11 protein-coding genes are annotated in these 17,266 nt (G+C 66.0%); 4 read left to right on the top strand and 7 right to left on the bottom strand.

Annotated elements, in window-relative coordinates; genetic code table 11:
* Positions 1–89: 89 nt before the first annotated feature.
* Both ASE30_RS16705 and ASE30_RS29025 read left to right on the top strand, forming a co-directional pair.
* Positions 90–2,561: a TonB-dependent receptor gene (locus ASE30_RS16705; RefSeq protein ID WP_082601615.1), complete on the top strand. Its 2,472-nt coding sequence runs from the start codon at positions 90–92 to the stop codon at positions 2,559–2,561.
* 228 nt (positions 2,562–2,789) lie between these two features.
* Positions 2,790–3,107: a hypothetical protein gene (locus ASE30_RS29025; protein ID WP_156407693.1), complete on the top strand. Its 318-nt coding sequence runs from the start codon at positions 2,790–2,792 to the stop codon at positions 3,105–3,107.
* 86 nt (positions 3,108–3,193) lie between these two features.
* On the opposite strand, the gene ASE30_RS16700 is transcribed toward ASE30_RS29025, so the two are convergent.
* From ASE30_RS16700 to ASE30_RS16675, 6 genes are all read right to left on the bottom strand, one after another.
* On the bottom strand, positions 3,194–6,145 hold the full coding sequence (locus ASE30_RS16700; RefSeq protein ID WP_057285402.1) for a filamentous hemagglutinin N-terminal domain-containing protein: 2,952 nt from the start codon (positions 6,143–6,145) through the stop codon (positions 3,194–3,196).
* An 80-nt stretch (positions 6,146–6,225) separates the two neighbouring features.
* The gene (locus ASE30_RS16695; protein WP_235515278.1) at positions 6,226–7,995 is read right to left on the bottom strand and encodes a ShlB/FhaC/HecB family hemolysin secretion/activation protein; all 1,770 of its coding nucleotides are present in this window, start codon (positions 7,993–7,995) and stop codon (positions 6,226–6,228) included.
* Positions 7,996–8,124: 129 nt separating this feature from the next.
* A complete protein-coding gene (locus ASE30_RS16690) occupies positions 8,125–9,153 on the bottom strand; it encodes a fimbrial protein (RefSeq protein WP_162259933.1) in 1,029 nt (342 codons plus the stop codon).
* Complete coding sequence (locus tag ASE30_RS16685; RefSeq protein ID WP_162259932.1) at positions 9,150–11,648, bottom strand: fimbria/pilus outer membrane usher protein; 2,499 nt, start codon at positions 11,646–11,648, stop codon at positions 9,150–9,152. Before ASE30_RS16685 ends, ASE30_RS16690 begins: the two co-directional genes overlap by 4 nt.
* Positions 11,649–11,925: 277 nt before the next feature.
* Positions 11,926–12,690, bottom strand: coding sequence for a molecular chaperone (locus ASE30_RS16680; RefSeq protein ID WP_235515277.1), 765 nt, complete (start codon positions 12,688–12,690; stop codon positions 11,926–11,928).
* A gap of 113 nt (positions 12,691–12,803) precedes the next feature.
* Positions 12,804–13,352: a fimbrial protein gene (locus tag ASE30_RS16675; protein ID WP_156407692.1), complete on the bottom strand. Its 549-nt coding sequence runs from the start codon at positions 13,350–13,352 to the stop codon at positions 12,804–12,806.
* Positions 13,353–13,771: 419 nt separating this feature from the next.
* Between ASE30_RS16675 and ASE30_RS16670 the strand changes: the two genes are divergently transcribed.
* Both ASE30_RS16670 and ASE30_RS16665 read left to right on the top strand, forming a co-directional pair.
* Positions 13,772–14,386, top strand: coding sequence for a response regulator transcription factor (locus ASE30_RS16670; protein ID WP_057285397.1), 615 nt, complete (start codon positions 13,772–13,774; stop codon positions 14,384–14,386).
* Between the two features lie 78 nt (positions 14,387–14,464).
* The gene (locus ASE30_RS16665) at positions 14,465–15,961 is read left to right on the top strand and encodes a PLP-dependent aminotransferase family protein (protein ID WP_057285396.1); all 1,497 of its coding nucleotides are present in this window, start codon (positions 14,465–14,467) and stop codon (positions 15,959–15,961) included.
* 42 nt (positions 15,962–16,003) lie between these two features.
* Here ASE30_RS16665 and ASE30_RS16660 read toward each other — a convergent pair whose 3' ends face one another.
* On the bottom strand, positions 16,004–17,212 hold the full coding sequence (locus ASE30_RS16660; protein ID WP_057285395.1) for a benzoate/H(+) symporter BenE family transporter: 1,209 nt from the start codon (positions 17,210–17,212) through the stop codon (positions 16,004–16,006).
* Between the last annotated feature and the right edge of the window lie 54 nt (positions 17,213–17,266).

Below are 17,266 nucleotides of genomic sequence, written 5' to 3'. Positions count from 1 at the left end.
AACCCGGGCTTGAGACCCGCCCGGGCAAGCCGCGTTCGCTGCGCCTCTCGCTTCCCTTTCACGCATTCGCACGAGAACCCAGGCCCGTCATGTCCCAACGTTTTCCCACCTCTGTAGCGGCGCCCGCCGTGCCCAGCGCGCGCGCTCTGACATCGGCCCGCCGCCGGCTGCGGGCGTGGGGCCTGCCTCTGGCGCTGGCCATCGCGGTATCGGCGGTTTGGGGGCCGGCGGCCCGGGCGCAGGCCGCGCAGGGCGGGGCGGACCAGAGGGCGGACGTGTTTGCTTTCGACATTCCGCCCGCGCCGCTGAACCAGGTGCTGACACGGCTGGCCAATGAATCGGGGATTTTGCTTGCGGCCACGCCGGCGTTGGTGGCCAACCGCCACAGCAATGGCGTGCGTGGCAGCTATTCCAGCCAGGACGCGCTGGGGCTGGCCTTGGCCGGCACCGGGCTGCGCGCAACCCGCGAGGCGCCGGACCAGTATCGGCTCAGCGTGCAGCCGGGCGCCGAGGCGGCGCTGCTGGAGTCGGTGACCGTCACCGGCAGCGCGGTGTCCAGCGGCCTGCCGCCCGTGTATCCGGGCGGCCAGGTGGCGCGGGGCGGCCGCCTGGGGCTGCTGGGCAACCGCGACGACATGGACACGCCCTTCAGCGCGACCCAGTACACGTCCAAGCTGATCGAGGATCAGCAGGCGCAGAACATCGGCGACGTGCTGGTCAACGATCCGTCGGTTCGCAACACGTACTCGCGCGGGGCGGGCCGCGACGAGTTCAACATCCGTGGCTTTTCGCTCTTCAATTACGACGTTTCCTTCAACGGGCTGTATGGCGTATCGCCGCGCAACTCCAGTTCGCTGATCGGCGTGGAACGGGTGGAAGTGCTGCGCGGCCCCAATGCCCTGCTGAATGGCATGGCGCCCTATGGTTCCGTGGGTGGCTCGATCAACCTGGTGCCCAAGCGGGCGGGCCCGGATCCGCTGAACCGCTTTACGGTGTCCTACATCGGCGACAGCCAGTTCGGCGCGCATGCCGATCTGGCGCGCCGCTATGGCGACAGCCAGGAATTCGGCGTGCGTCTCAATGTGGCCGGCAGCGGCGGCGACCTGCCGATGGACGGCGCCCGGGAAGACCTGGGCGCGGTGGCCCTGGGCCTGGACTATCAGAGCGAGCGCTTCCGCATCGAAGGCGACATCAACTACCAGAACCGCACCACCGATGCCCGCAGCGGCTTGCTGTTCCCGCCGCCCGCCGGCGTGCAGATAGGCGATGCGCCCGATGCGCGGCGGAACTTCTTTCCGTCATGGACCTACTGGAAGACCAAGGAATGGTCGGGCGCGTTGCGCGCGGAATACGACGTGACACCGGACTGGACGGTGTATGGCGCGCTGGGCGCGCGCAAGCACGATTTTGAAAGCATGCAGACGAGCTGGCTCATGCTGGATGGCGCGGGAAACATCGGCGCGGTGCCGGCACGCCTGGATGAATCCCTGACCAGCAAGACGGGCGAGGTCGGGGTACGTGGACGCTTCCAGACCGGTGCGCTCAAGCACGAGCCCGCCTTGAGCGCCAGTGTGCTGGACATCGATTACTCGTCCGCCCGCATCCGTTCCACCACGGTGTTTTCCAACATCTATCGTCCCGCCGATCTGGCCAAGCCGGATATCGCCCGCCCCGGCGATCTGCCCAAGACCAGCGAGTCGCGGCTCTACAGCATTGCCCTGGCCGACACCATCTCGCTGGCGGACGACCGCGTGCAGCTCATCGCGGGCTTCAGGCACCAGCGGATAGAGTCCGCCAACTTCGATGCCGCCACGGGACGGCAGTCGTCCGACTATGACAAGTCCGCGATCACGCCCGCCTTCGCGCTGACGGTCCGGCCCACCGAGCGCCTGTCGCTGTATGGGAACTACATCGAGGGCCTGAGCCAGGGCGGCACGGCGCCGGAAGGTTCGCTCAACGCAGGGGAGGTGTTCGCTCCGGAAATCTCCAAGCAGTTCGAGGTGGGCGCCAAGTATGACTTCGGCGATTTCGCCACCACGGTCAGCGCCTTTCAGATCGATCGTCCCAGCAGTTATCTGGATCCGGACACGCAGCGCTATGTGTCGAACGGGCAGCAGCGCAATCGCGGGCTCGAGTTCCTGGTGCAGGGCGAGGCGGCGCGCAGCGTCCGGCTGTTGGGCGGCGTGGCCTACACGGATGCGCGCCTGACCCGCACCGAGGGCGGGGTCAACGACGGCAACCGGGCGCCGGCCGTGCCGCGCTTTCAGTTCAACGCGGCGGCGGAATGGGACACGCCGTTTCTGCCGGGCCTGACGCTGACCGCGCGGATGCTGCGCACGAGCTCCCAGATCGTCGACGTCGGCAATACCCAGGAGATTCCCGGCTGGACGCGCTTTGACGTGGGCGCGCGCTATGCGTTCAACGCCAACGGCAAGCCCGTCGTCGTGCGCGCAACGGTCGAGAACGTATTGAACAAGAACTACTGGCAATCCGCCGCGCGCGAGGGCCTGACGGTCGGGGCGCCGTTGACGGTGCTGCTGTCGGTCTCGACGGAGTTCTGACCATTGCCGCTTATCCGTAATTCCCCTGATTGAGACCCCGGCGATCCCAAGCGCAATATAGCGGCAGACCGAGAGATAGCAGACACCATCAATGCATGTTGTGGTAGCTCAACCCCCTCGTCACTTAACCAGGAACCCGCGCTTTCGCTTTTGCCGAGCCGCCGCAACCGATGCAGACCGCCGGATTTCCGGCGAGCTCAACCTCGAACTCAAGAAGAGAGGTGGTTTATGGCTAAGCTCGGACTGTATTGCGCACTGGCAACAGGCGCGGCGCTGCTCGTCCCCGTCACGGCGAATGCCGCTGATGAGGCGGCTGGTGTCATTCATTTCCGCGGAAGCGTATTCGTACCCGCCGAGTGTTCGGTGCGAGTCGTTGGCGGCCTGGACAATCCACAAGGGAAAGTGCAGTGTCCGCAACGGGGGGCGGCGGGGAAAGACGTTGCGCCTAAAACCTATTCCCATGTGGGCATGGCGCCGGTGATGCTGCAGCCGGACGCGAAAGGCGTTCGCGTTCGCGCCTATATCGCGACGATCGAATACCTTTGATGTCTTCGCCGTATGGACCTCCCGGAAGTTAGTCCGGGAGGTCCATGCGCGTTCCATATCCGGCTTTGCAAGCCGGAAGGAACCGCTTAGTCGATCGTGCCGTAGTTGGCACCCACCGCCGGCAGCTTGGCGGCTTCGCCAAATGCGGAATTGCCCTTCATCTCGCCGTAGTTGATGCCAACCAGACCACCCGCGACCTGGACATAATAGTTCGACAGGACGTTGACTTTGCCGCTGGCCACCGACTGCGATATCTTGCCCTGGTTCGAGCCGACCAGGCCTCCCAATGTGGCATAGGTGCCGCCGCTGATCATGCCGCTTGCCGACGCGTTCCTGATCTCGCCCTGGTTCGACCCGACCAGTCCGCCGACTTCGCTGCGGCTCTCGCCCTTCACGTTGCCGCTGGCGCTGGCAAAGTCGATGACATAGCCGGCCGACGCCGCGTTCGTGCCCACCAGGCCGCCGACGCGGCTGCCCGTGCCGGCAGAGACTTCACCGCTGGCGGCCACCTGGATCAGGTTGCCGCTGTTGTAGCCGGCCAGACCCCCCACTTGGCTGGTGCTGCCGCCCGTCACGTTGCCGTGCGCGACGGAGTAGGTGACGTTGCCGCCGTTGTTGCTGCCCACCAGGCCGCCGACGAGGGAGTTCGTGCCGCCGGTGACGGCGCCGCGCGCCTCGCCAGAGTTGATTTCACCGCCATTGTTCGCGCCGACCAGCCCGCCGATGTTGGCGGCCGCCGTGTCGCTCACGGCCCCTTCCGCGCGCACGTTGCTGACGATGCCCCCCTGCTGGTTCATGCCGACCGCGCCGCCGACGGCCGTCGCGCCGGAGCCGGTGGTTCTGCTGACCGTGTAGGAGTCGCGGATGACCGCGTTTTCGTTCAGACCCACAAGACCGCCCACCATGCTGGTGAAGTAGCCGGAGACCGCGCCAGTGGACAAGGCGTTGGCAATGACGCCGCCGCCGCGGTTGTAGCCGGCTATGCCGCCGGCGTTCAGGCCGCTGTTCAGCGTCGCGACATTGCCCGTCACCGTGGCGTTGAAGATGCTGCCGCCGTTGTTCAGGCCGGCAATGCCGCCCACGCCGCCTGTCGCGTTGCGTTGCATCGAGTTCGCCATGACGGCCGCCGCGGACGTGAGTTCGATCAATTGGCCCCCGCGGTTTTCACCGGCCACGCCGCCCAAGGCCTGGGTGTAGTTGTTGCCGGCGACCGAGCCCCCCGAAATGCGCGAGGCCCGGATCGTGCCGGTGTTCACGCCCACAAGGCCCCCGGCCGTGTTGGTGCGCGTCGCGTCCGCCGAGACGCGCGTGTCGCTGGTGACGTTGGTGATCGTGCCGCTGTTGCGGCCGGCGATGGCGCCGATTTCGACCATGGAGGCTTGGGAACTGGCTCCCGATACCGAACTGCTCATCAGGTTGAGGTTCGATATCGTGCCGGCGTTGTTGCCGATCAGCCCGATATACGGGCCGGTGCCCGTGATCGCGACGTTGGAAATCGTATTGCCCAGACCATCCAGCACGCCGGTGAACGCCGCGCCGCTGCCGATCGCGTTGAACGATTTGTTCGCCCCGGAAATGTTGGCACCCAGCACGTACAGGCCATTGAGGTTGTTGCCCACGGCCTGGAACTGCGCCAGATTCTGGATGACGTTGTACTGGTTGCCGTTGGAACTGAACGTCGCGCCGGTGCCCGTCAGGCTGATGCGGTTGCCGGGCGCCAGGCGATAGACGCCGCCCTGCTCCAGCGCGAGGCCGGAAGACATGCCCGAGGCGCTGATGTCCCCTTTGAGGTTGACGTCGTTGGCCGCCTTCATGGTCAGCCTGGTCGGCGCGGCCCAGGTGATCGGACCCTCCTGGTAAAGGTTGCCGACCGTGCTTTCGAGCGTGATGTTCGTGGTGGCCAGGTTGCGCGACAGCGTATCCGCGTGGAGCGACACGAACACGGGATTGACGCCCGTCGCATTGACATTGATTTCCGGGGCCGAAATGGTCCACGAACCGTACTGGCCATTGGTCGCGCGCGTGTCCACCTGGGTTGCGAGCGCCACCTGGACATTGGCGCCATTGGTCACGATGGAGCCGCCATTGCCCACCGTGTTCATGGCGTTGGCGTTCAAAACGCCCGCGACCTGGACGGTGCCCTGGCCGTGGCCATCCAGCACGATCCTGCCCGACTTGTTGTTCAGCGTCCTGGCTTCGATGGTGCCCTGGTTGTTCACCACCGTCTGCAGCAACGCCGAGCTGGAATTGGCCGTCATCAGCACTTGCCCGCCATCCGCGCGCAGCAGGCCGCCGTTCTTGGCCAGCACGTCCATCGTGGTCGGGTCCACTTGCAGGTTGAGCAGGCCGCTGCCGTCGAAGTTCACCGTGAAGGCGTTGGCCGCGCCCAGCGCAACGCTGCCGAGCTGCGCCTGGATGACGCCGTTATTGCTTACCTTGGCGCCCAAGAGGGCCACGCTGCCGCCTTGCGTGGCGGTGATCGTACCGTCGTTCTGGATGCTGGCGGTGGAGGTTCCGGCGAAGCGGTAGTTGCTGGCCAGGAAGTTGGCGTCGGACATTTCCTGCGTGGACGCGATCAGCCCGCCCACGTTCACCTGCGCGGTCTTGCCGAACAGTATGCCGTTCGGGTTGACCAGGAACACGCGGCCGTTCGCGTCGATGCGCCCCTGGATGTTGCTGACATTGCCGCCGGTTACGCGGTTCAGCGCGATCGAGGTGCTGGTGGGCTGGTTGAAGGACACCGAATTGCCAGCGCCGACGCTGAAGTCTCGCCAGTTCAGGATCAGCTTGTCGGTGGACTGGCTGATCATCATGCTCTTGTTGTCGTTGTAGACCGAGATGACACCGCTGCCGGCGACCACCTTGCCATCAAAGGGAAGATTTTGCGCCGTGGCGGCGCCCGATACGCCAAGCAAGGCGACCAGGCCCAGCATCAGGCGGCGGCCGCCGCCCGGTTTGCCATGCCGGCGCGCGTGTTCGTTGGCCACGGTCCAGCAGTGTTTCGAGTGATTCCAGATCAAGGAATAGGTTTTGTTCATGTCGACTCCGCGATAGATGTTGAACAAATGCCGCCCCGGGGATTGGGGCGGGTCGGAAAAAACGAGGGATAGGAACGGGCTCAGAAGTACTGGGCGGCTTGCAGCCAGATCCGCGGAGAGCGCTCGGGACCCGTGGCTTTGTCGTATCGGCCGATGCGCCAGGCCAGGGACATGCCGATCTGGCGCCGGTCGCCTGTCCAGAGCGCGCCGACGCCGGCGCCGCCGAGCGTCTGGCGGTTGCGGCCGGCCATCCAGGGCCGCTTGTTGAACTGCACGGCGCCGCCCTCCACGAAGGTGCTGAGTTGCCACGCGGGCGCGGGCAGATAGCGCAACTCCGTGCCCAGCATCCATCCCTGGTCGCCGCTTGCGGCGCCCAGGGGATAGGCGCGCACGCTGTAGGCGCCGCCCAGGCTGAACTTCTGCGAGCTGTCCAGGTTGCCGCCCGCCCACTGGGCACTGGCCTGGCTGTAAAGCTGGAACCGGTCGCTCAAGCGTTGCAGCCGCGCCGCGTCGAGGTTGGTGCGATGGCTGCGGCCCGCGGTCCGGGCCGTCCGCCGGTCCACGTAGCGCTCGTCCTCATCCAGAATGCGCAGCCGCCCGGTGCTGTAGCTGATCGAACCGCTGCTCAGGCCGCCGCCCAGGATGCGGTCCTGTCCGTTCGCGCTCAGGCTGGCCGTCCAGCTATCCAGCCGCTTTTCGCTGCTGAGCTCGAACAGGTCGATGTCGTCCCGCAGCCGCTGCCTTTCGTACTGGACCTGGCCGTACACGCTGAGGTTGCGGGAACGCAGGAGCGGCTGGCTGATGAAGATGCTGTCGCTGTTTGCGCGGCCGTGCGCGTCCAGTTCGTCGAATTCCTTGCCCAGGCGATAGCGCATCTGCGAATGGGCCGCGCCGAGGCGGGTGGACCAGGGCGTGACGGGCAACTGGTACGCCGCTCTGTAGTAGCGCTGCCGGCCGTCGGTGCCCAGCAGCCGGAGACTCGCCTGGTCGCCCAGCGCCAGCGGGTTGTTGAGGTCCAGGCTGCCGCCCAGGCGATGCTCGCCGGTGTAGAGCCCGCCATGGTTGTCGGCTTCCACGCTGCCCGAGACCATCGGGCCTGGAGCCACATCCACCACCAGGTCGGTGGCGCCCTGGGTGCCGGCCGGGCGTAGCGTGCCGCTTACTTCCACGCCGGGCAGATCGCTCAACAGGAGCAGGCTGCGTTCCAGGGGACCCGCCTGCAGCGGTGTGTCCCGCCGCAGCGGCGCAAGAGGGCGCGCAAGCACGGCGTCACGCACGCGGGACGTGTTGTTGATCACGATCTGGTCGTACCGGCCTTCCGCCACGCGGATGCGCACGCGGCCGTTCTCTATTTCCTGCGGCGGCAGATAGGCGCGCGCCAGCACGTAGCCGCGCTCGTGATAGAACGCGGTGATGCGCGCGGCGGCCGCCTGCAGGGCCTGGAAGCTCTGCGGCGAGTGCAGCGTGTCGTCGAGCAGGGCGCGCAGCGTCGTCTCGTCGAAAACGGTGTTCTGTTCGAAGTCGTAGCGGGTGACGATGACCGTCGCGCCGGCCTCATCGCCGGCGGGGGAACGGGGCGCGTCCGTCTGCGCGGGAGGGCGAGTCAGCACGGGGGGCGCGGACGGTTCCAGCGCCGGGCGCGGCCCCTCGATACCGCGCAATGCGTCGCCCGCGTTGGGTATCAGTTGCGCGGCGCCGGCGCAGGCATAGCTCATGGCGCACGCCGCGAACACCCAGCGCAAGGGAATGCGCGCGCCAACCGCCCCGGCCGGGGACGAACATGAATCGGGCGTCGAGGCGGGCGCGGCGCTGGCGGCGCGCCGTGGGGCCGCCGAAAAGAGGTAAGGCATCGAATACGCAGTAAGGCTGAAGAAACGATTCGCCGCCGGACTGGCGCGCGCCGAACGCGGCGCGCCAACGGCCCGGCCGCCTTGTCCGGGCGTCCGGGAACATCGGTGGCGGGGGCGGCGGTCTGGGGGCTACAGATAGTTGATCGTGAAGGTGGCCTGCGCGTTGGCCGAACCGGCCGTCACGGTGGAGCCTGTCTTGACGTACCGCGCCCTGATCGGGATGTTGAAAACGCCATTGCCCGCGTTGCCGGCAAGCCATTGGTTGCTGGTGGGATCGATGGCCTTCTTGTCTTCGCCGTACTTGATGACCGCGCCGGATGCGTTGGTGAGCTGAATGCCCACGCCTTGCGCGACGGGGTTGCCGGACCCGTCGTTGCGCAAGGTCAGCACGTCCGTGCGGTTGGCCCGGTAGTTCGTGTCGGTCAGCGTGACGTAGACCTTGGACGTGATGCCCGCGTCGCCTCCCTCGCAGCGCAACCCGATGTCGAAGCCGATGTTCGGGGCATTCTCCAGGGACGCACTGTTGATGCGGCCCATGGGCACGGATATCGCGGGGGTCGTGACATTGCAGGTGGGCGCGCCCTTCCGGATGGACAGAATGGTGCCGATCATGCCGACGGACGTCGAGAACCCCGGGGCCTGCTGAATGCTGCCCGTCATCAGCGTCGTGTTCATCGTCTTGGCCTGCCAGTCGATGTCGCCCGTGCGGATGAACTCCAGCGTCAGGCTTCGGATGCTGATGTCCGACTGGGAGATCGGAGAGCTGTTGAACGTCTGGAAGAACGTGGGCTGCATCTGATGCACGCCGTTCACCTTCACTTTCATGCCGACCCCGGGAATGCCGGTCGGCGCGACGTTCTCGGAATCGGGGCTGGCAAGGCGCCACACCAGGCTCACCGGTGTGCTGGGACAATTCACGGTGAACGTGGTGGCGGAATTGACCTGGAACTGCGCGGATCCTATGGCCGCGCCAAGCGGCGCCTGTCCGTTCACGATCAGCGTGTTGCCGTCCACGGTGCCCCCATTGACCGCGGTCAATGTCGCCAGGAACTGGCCGGAATTGGTGATCTGCGCCACCGTGCAGGACTGCCCCCACGCGGTGGCGGCGGGGCCGGCGGACAGCAGCAAGACTAGGCAAAGCGCTCGGCAGGTCTTCATGGCGATCCCTTGGATTGAGGGTTGGAATGGGGATTCGAGGCGGCGACGGCCAGGCATGTGGCCGAAATCTGCTGGTACAGGAGCTTGTCGGCGGACTTCTTCTGCGGCGGGGGTAAGGCGTAGTCCATGCGGCACGAGGTCGTCCCGTCGGTGCCCCACGTGATGGTGGCCGTGCCCGTGTCCTTCAGGCCGCGTGCGAAGACCCTGCCCGCCTGGCCCACGGTGCCGATCTGGCGGCCGTCTTCATCCATCACGGCGGCGCCGAACGGCGGCGCTTCACCGCCGGCCCGCTCCACGCGGATGAATGCGGAACGGCCGATATCCGTTTCGAACTTGAGCATCATGATCGAGCCTGCCCTTGGCGCGAACTGCTGGCTCGTTTCCTTGAGTTCCACGTCCGTGTCCAGCCCCTTGGGGTCCAGCTGCACGGTATTGATGCGGTAAGGCGTGAGGTAAGGCACGACCGCATAGCCGCGTCCGTCGACCGACGCGCCGGGGCTGGAGACCACGCGCGCGCCGTCGGCGCCCTCCGCGTTCAGGACGGCGATGGTGTCGCCCACCGGTTGGGAAAGCGTGACACCGCCGGGGTGCGCAACGATGGCCCCGCGTATGCCCACCGATGCCTGCGAGAATCCGCCGCCTTGGCTGGCGCCGGCGGACAACTGCGCCGAGGAGGCGCGATAGGTGACGTTGCCGCCCGTCGTGGTGATGTCGCGGGCATGCCGGTCGCCGCCCGAACTGCGGTTCACGTTCAGGCCATACGAGAACTCGTTCTGTTCGCCCAGGTTGGCCGAAAGCGCTGCCTGCACGCTGTTTCTGCCGCTGCTCTCGCGGGTGACGCTGGAGCTGAGCGTGGCGGGGTTCGTCCGTCCGATCGGAATCGAGATATTGGCGAAGAGGATCGTCTCCATCCGGCCGTTCCAGTCCCGCTGGCGGTTGGCGGAAAGGTTGAAGCTGACGCGCCCCAGGCTGTTGGTGTAGCCGATGGCGTAGTTGATGTCCGAGCCCCCGCGATTCCAGTAGTTCACGCTGGACGCGTTGAGATTCAGTACGCCTCCCCCGCTGCCGAACGCCTGGCTGATCGTGGCCTGGGTGCGGCTTCGAGGACGTATCACCCGGTTCTGGCCATCCGGCGCGCGCAGGGCGGACTCGGTCGCGTACATGGCGTCCGTCAGCGACAGGAAGCCGCTGGTGGAGTACCGGTAGGTCGCCAGCGCGAAGTTCGTGTCGGTCTCGGTGACCAGCTTGCTGAAGCTGACGCGCGCGCTGGTGCCGTTGAAGTCCGGCGAATTGGGGATCTGGGCGGCCGCCTGGGTGACGTCCACGCCAATGGCGCCGATCGACGTATTGAACGCGCCGCCCAGGATCGCGGCCGCGTAGGTGCTGTTCGCGGTGGTGACACCGCCGTAGCCGGTGAACACGTTCGTGAAGCCATGCTGCCACGTTGCTTCCAGGTATTCGGGCTTGCGGTGCAGCGACGGATCGCGAACCACGCCGGCGGTGATGCTGAAGCGATTGCCGCCTGGCCGAAGCGCAAGCGGCACGGCCGCGAAGGGCACGACGAAGCTGCTGCGGCGGCCATCGGATTCCAGGACTTCCACCAGCAGATCGCCGCCGAATCCGGTGGGATACAGGTCGTCGATTTCGAAGGCGCCCGGGGCGACGTTCGTCTGGTACAGGACGATGCCGTTCTGCGTCACGCGAACGCGGGCGTTCGTGTTCGCCACGCCCGCGATACGCGGGGCGTAGCCCCGCATGGAGTCGGGCAGCATACGGTCATCCGACGCCACGCGCACGCCTCGGAACGCCACGGAGTCGAACAGGTCGCCACTGGTGAACGCGTCGCCCAGCGTGAGCTGCGCGTTCCACATGGTCACGTCGCGTTGTCCGTAGGTGGAAATCGTGTTGTACGAACTGGATCCGACGGAGCTGCCAAGCGCCGAGCCGGCATGGCGGAAGCGCCATTCCCCCGCGTTGAAGCCGGCATTGATGCCGGCGTAGTACGAGGTGTAAGAGCCGCTGAATCCGCCGGTGTAGCGGTAGGCGTTCAAGTCGTAGCCCAGGACGCCGCCATTGACGCCCGAGTTCCATTGATCGGGGCTGACATAGCCTCTGGACATGCGGTCCAGGACGGATTGCGGCACGCTCAGGTAGAGGCGCTGCTCGTTCAGCTGGAACGTCGCCGCGGCCATGTCTATCAGGTCCGGCAGCGGCAGGCATCCGCCGGCCGCCTCCAGGCGAGGGCCCGTATCGATGGGCAGTTTGTGGATCGAGATGCCCAGTCTGGCCAGCAGCTTCGCGTCGAAGCACGGCTGCGCCGAATCGGGGCTGCCGGGGGACGCCATGAAAGGCACGCTGACGCGGCCGACCCAGTCGTCGTTGACGTAGGCATCCACGTTGTACGTGCCCGGCAGAACGGAGCTGCCCTTCGAGAAGCGCGAAAGGTCGATGCCGCCGCCGAATCCTGCGGGCAGGAAGGCGGGATCAAACTCCACGGCAGGGCTTTGCGCCGCCGGAATGTCGCCGGCGGGCTGAGCGCCCGCGCTGTCGCAACCGCCGGCCAAGCCGGCAAGCAAGGCGCACGAAGCGAGCGGAACGCGGGCTCTGGGCCGCGGCCGGTTGTCTCTTTGATCCATTGGGCTAACGTCCGTGGGTGGGATGGTTTGCGCGGAGAGCGAGGCTATCCGCCGGGCAACACGCGTCTCGGCCGCGCGCCAAGGGGCGCGGACAGGCACTACGTTTGGAGGGAACGGGCCGGCCGTCGGCCGCCGCTTATCGCTGCACGGTGTCGACGATGGCGCTGGCGTCGACACCGGCGCCGTAGTCGTTCAAGGCCGTATAGAGCACCGTCGCTCCGGCATTGGGGACCTTGGGCAGCGCATGCAGCGAGAACACCTGGGAATCTCCCGGCGCGATATGGCCGGCGCCGGCGGGATAGGTCTTGCCGTCGGTCTGGATCGACACGCGCGACAGGTTGACGAAATAGGGCGTCGGGTTCGTGCCCTTCAGCAGATAGCCCTTGCCTTCGGGCGCGGGCACGACCGACCAGGTCACCTTCGCGGGCGATTCCTCGGGACGCCCGGCCAGGCCGACGGGCCGGAACATCACCTTGATGCGCGTGCGTATCGCCAGTTGCAGCTTGTTGGCGCTGGGCTGGTCGCCGGCGGCGCGGGGCGGGATCTCCAGGACATTCAGCCAGTACAGGGTTTCCTTGTCGGCCGGCTGCGGCTCTTTGGAATAGATCAGGCGGATGACCTGGCCGCGCGAGGCGTCGAGGCGGAACATGGTCGGCGTGATCATGAACGGCACATCGATCGTTTCGGGCGAGGCGTTGGGGTCTCCGCGGTCCAGCCACGCCTGCACCAGGGCGGGCGATTGGCCATTGTTCGTCAGGCTCACCGACACTTCACGCTGGTTCTCGGGATAGATGACCCGCGTGCCCGTGATGACGATGCTGGCCACGGCGTTGCCGCCGTGCAGCGCGAGGATGAGGGCGATGCCCGCGACCGCTGCCGTTTTATGAAGAATGCGCCACACGGTGCTGCTCCTGACAAGACTGATTGGATATGAATGCGGGGAAGCAGGGCGCGCGGCAAGGCGCGGCCCGCTTCCCAACCGGCGCCTGTCGGCGCCGGTGTCCGCGCGTAGGCTTACTGGTAGGTGAGCGTGTAGCGCGCCTTGGCGTCCACGTCGCCCGCTTCGGCCAGGGCCGTTGCGTAGTAGCGGGCGAAGTACTGCAGCTTGGCGCCGCCGGTGACGGTGTCGATGTCGGCGTACACCAGGTTCTGCAGGTTGACGGGGGCGCCGATCTTGATCGGGCCGAAGTTCTCGTTCAGCAGTTCAACCTGGACGTTCCCCGCGCCGACCGGAGTGGGCGTCAGGTTTTTCAGGCGGCCGCTGTTCATGTCCACGCCGGCGTCCGCTTCGAAAAACGCGGTGACCTGACCGCTCTTCGGATCGCAGTTGATCAGCTCGATGGCAAAGCCGGTGGTGCCCGCGGTCTGTCCGCCGGCAGCCAGCGAGGTCGTCGACACGGGCGGCAAGGCCACGCTGAAGTTCTTGCCGGCCCCGCCGATGGTGCAAGTGTTGGTCACGATTTCGCCGGTGAAGTCGATCGTGCCGTCCTCGGCGTGGGCGACGCCCAACGTTGCGATGCTCGATACCGAGGCGATCACCGCCGCGATGAAAGTTTTCTTCATGTAAAACACCTCATTGATTCCGAAATTGAACGTGCCAAACTGGCAAGACCCTCTTGGCGATGGATATCGATTTACCTGCGGTACTGCGATCCGCAGAGAAGGTCACGTTGGGTTTGTGTTGTCTGCATTGATTGCGGACAGTGCATTGTCGACATTCGGGTCAACGGGCGGTATCGGCCTGGCTCCCTTTGTAATGCTCGAATTGTCTGCAACTTTGTGGGAATATGGCTTGGCCCGGCTGAGGAAAATTCGCAAATTGGTATCTGGCGATAACCGGGCGGCAGTTAGCGCGTATCCTCTCGCACCTGTGCAGGGCCGCAATAGACGGGAAGCGAGCGATACCAGCTTATAAGTAGTGGCTGTTCCTGTTGCTTATTATTGACTGGCACGCAATTATTTCTGATTAGCGCGGTCTATATATGCAAACAATAATCATCGTTGATGACCATCCACTGATCCGGGTAGCGATACGGTCAAGCCTGGAAAGTGATTATCGGGTCCTGGCCGAAACGGGAAGCGGCGCACATGCGATCCGCCTGGCGCACCATCACAAGCCGGATCTGCTGATCCTGGATCTGATGCTTGAAGACAGCGTGTCGGGCCTGGAAGTCATCGATGGTATTCACGCGCGCAGCGAAGGCACCAAGATTCTTGTCCTGACCGGAAACTATGCGAGCGAAGTTGCCGAGCAGTGCGTGAACGCCGGCGTGTCGGGCCTGCTTTACAAGACATCGGATATGTTCGAGATACGCCGGGCCATCGATGCCGTGCTGGCGGGCTATGCTTTCTTTCCGATGGAATTGCTGAAGCAGAAGCAGGAGCGGATCGTCGGAAAGATTCCTGACTTATCGCGCCGCGAACGGCAGGTCATGCATCTGATCCTGCGCGGAAAGACCAATAGTGAAATCGCCGATGGTCTCTGCCTGAGTTCCAAAACCGTCAGCACGCATAAAACCAGGATGCTGCAGAAACTTGGCCTGGAGTCGGTGTCGAACCTGTTTGAATATGCACGAAAGCAGGGAATTCAAACTTGATAAATAATACCTGCCGCATTTATTGATTATTTCCGGCACCTGCTTCTGCAAGCCGATTCACCAGGGCCGGACAGAAAGATGGCAAGAACATTCGAACTTGAAACGCTGAAGATGCGGATGGGCGATGCCGAGTTCCAGCAACTGGACCTGCATCAGCGCATACAGCGCGCGCTGCGCGCCCTGATCCTGGGCGGGGCGCTGGGCCCGGGCGTCAGACTGCCCGCCACGCGCGGCCTGGCGCTCTCGTTGGGCGTGGCCCGCGACACCGTCGAGAATGCCTACGTACAGTTGCACCGCGATGGCTACATCGTCCGGCGCGAGGGCTCGGGCAGCTACGTGTCCGACGCGGTGGGCGCCCAGTTGCGGGGCGCCGGACGCGGGACCAGGCCCGGCGATGCGCGCCGCGCGGCCGCGGAGCCGGGAACGGGCCTGAGCCGGCGCGGCCGGACGATCTTCGGCAGCGGCGGCGTTGCCGACCAGCAGACGGTCAAGGCGTTCGCCACCGGCCTGCCCGAAACCCGGACCTTCCCGACCGACGTCTGGGAACGGCTGCAACGCCAGGTGATGAAGGACCATCGCGCCAACGTGCTGCTGCATGGCGACCCGCAGGGCGCCGAGCCGCTGCGCAAGGCGATTGCCGCCCACCTGAATCTTGAGCGCGGCGCCGTGGTGTCGGCGGGACAGGTGCTGGTGCTGAGCAGCGCCCGGCAAGCGCTGTTCCTGTGCGCGCAATTGCTGGTGGACGCCGGCAAGCCCATCCTGATGGAGAACCCCGGCTACTTTGGCGCCAGGAAGGCGTTCGAAGCCGCCGAGGCCCGTGTCGTGCCGATCGACGTGGACGCGCAAGGGATACGCACGGACCTGCTGCGGGCCGATCGCAGCGGCGCCAACTGCGTCTACGTGACGCCTTCGCATCAGTACCCCACCGGCGCGACGTTGTCGCTGGCACGCAGGCTGGAATTGACGCGCTGGGCCGGCGGCAACGGCGGCTGGATCATCGAGGACGACTACGACAGCGAGTTCCACTACGACGGACTGCCGACGGCGTGCGTGCAGGGCGTGGACTGCTACCAAAGAACCTTGTATGTCGGCACCTTCAGCAAGACGCTGCACCCGGGCCTGCGGATGGGATACCTGGTTCTGCCGCCTGAACTGGTTGGCGCGTTTTCCCGCGCGCGCAGCGTCATGGACGGGCACACGCCGCAAATTGCGCAGCTTACGCTGGCCCGCTTCATGGACGACGGCCACTACAACGCCCATGTGCGCGCGATGCGCAAGCTGTACGCGTCGCGCAGGGAAACCATGCTGGATTCGATAGGCAGGCATCTTGCCGGCATCGCCACCGCGGTCAGGCCGGCGGGCGGCCTTCAGGTGCCGTGCCTGCTGGAGCGCGGATGGACCGAGGAACAGACCATCCGGCGGGCCGCGGCGGCCGGTGTGCTGTTGCCCGGGATCAGCCGGCTGTACGCCGGCACGGACCGGATGCAGGGCTGGCTGCTGGGCTATGCGTCCTTGGCGGGCCACGAGATAGAAGCCGCCGTGCTGCGCCTGGGCGCTGCCCTGAGAACGCGCTGACGGGCTTCGGCCAGCGACGCGGCCGGCGCGGGCGGGGGGCCGCTAGGGCTTGGCGGGGCCGCCGATCAACGTGCGGTGGCCGCCATGGATCAGCAGGTGCGCGGTCAGACCCGCGGCCAGTCCCCAGAACGCGCCGCCCACGCCAAGCAAGGTGACGTTCGCGGCGGTGGCCAGGAAGGTAATGAGCGCGGTTTCCCGGGTGCGGGCGTCGGCCATGGCATTGGACAGGCTGCCGCCGATGGCGCCCAGCAGGGCAAGGCCCGCGAGCGTGGTGATGAATGCCTTGGGCAGCACCATGAACAGCGCGGCCAGCGTGACGCCGAATGTTCCGACCAGGACATAGAACAGGCCGCAGGCCAGGCCCGCGAGGTAGCGCTTGCGCGGATCTTCGTGCGCGTCCCTGCCGGTGCAGATGGCCGCCGTGATCGCCGCCACGTTGAACGCGTGCGCGCCGAATGGGGCCATGATCAGCGAACCCAGGCCGGTGACGGCCAGGATGGGGTTCGCGCTGGTCTTGAAGCCATCGTGGCGCAATACCAGCATGCCCGGCATGTACTGGCCCGTCAGGGTGATGATGAAGAGCGGCAGGGCGACGCCCAGCGCGGCATTCAGGGAGAACCGGGGCATTTCGAAAACCGGCGTGGCCAGGGTGAGCTGGATGGCGGAGAAGTCGATCCGGTCCTGCGCGATCAGCAGCGCCAGGCCGATGACCAGAATGCCGACCACGGCGAACCTTGAGGTGAACCGCCTGAGCAGCGCGTACGAGAGCACCAGCACGATCACCAGCAGCGGATCGGCGCTGGCGCCGCCGAAGGCATTGACCCCGAACTGCAGCAGAATGCCCGCCAGCATGCCGGCGGCAATGCCGCCAGGGATCATGCGAACCAGCTTGTCGAAGGCGCCGGACAGGCCCAGGATGACGAAGCCGAGCGCCGACAGGATATACGCGCCGATGACCTCGGGATACGGAGTGAACGGCATGACGGTGGCCAGAAACGCGGCTCCCGGCGTCGACCAGGCCGTGATGATGGGCGCTTTGTAGCGATAGCTGAGCCAGGCGCCGGTCAGGCCGACGCCCACGGACACCGACCACACCCAGGAGGCCGTCTGCGCGGGCGTCAGTCCGGCAAGCGCGGCGGCCTGGAACACCAGCACGAAGGTCCCGCCGTAATTGACCAGCACCGAAATCATCGCCGCGACGGCGGGCGACAGGAAATCGGCGGGTCGAAGCCCTGCCGGCGATGTGCTCATGATTGACTCCACGCGAATGAACGTCCCGGCCGATACGCCGGCCGCGACTGAACG

The sequence above is a fragment of the Achromobacter sp. Root83 genome (genome assembly GCF_001428845.1).
GTDB lineage: Bacteria > Pseudomonadota > Gammaproteobacteria > Burkholderiales > Burkholderiaceae_B > Achromobacter.
The sequence above is the reverse complement of the archived record's forward strand: the minus strand, read 5'-3'. Positions and strand labels throughout refer to the sequence as shown.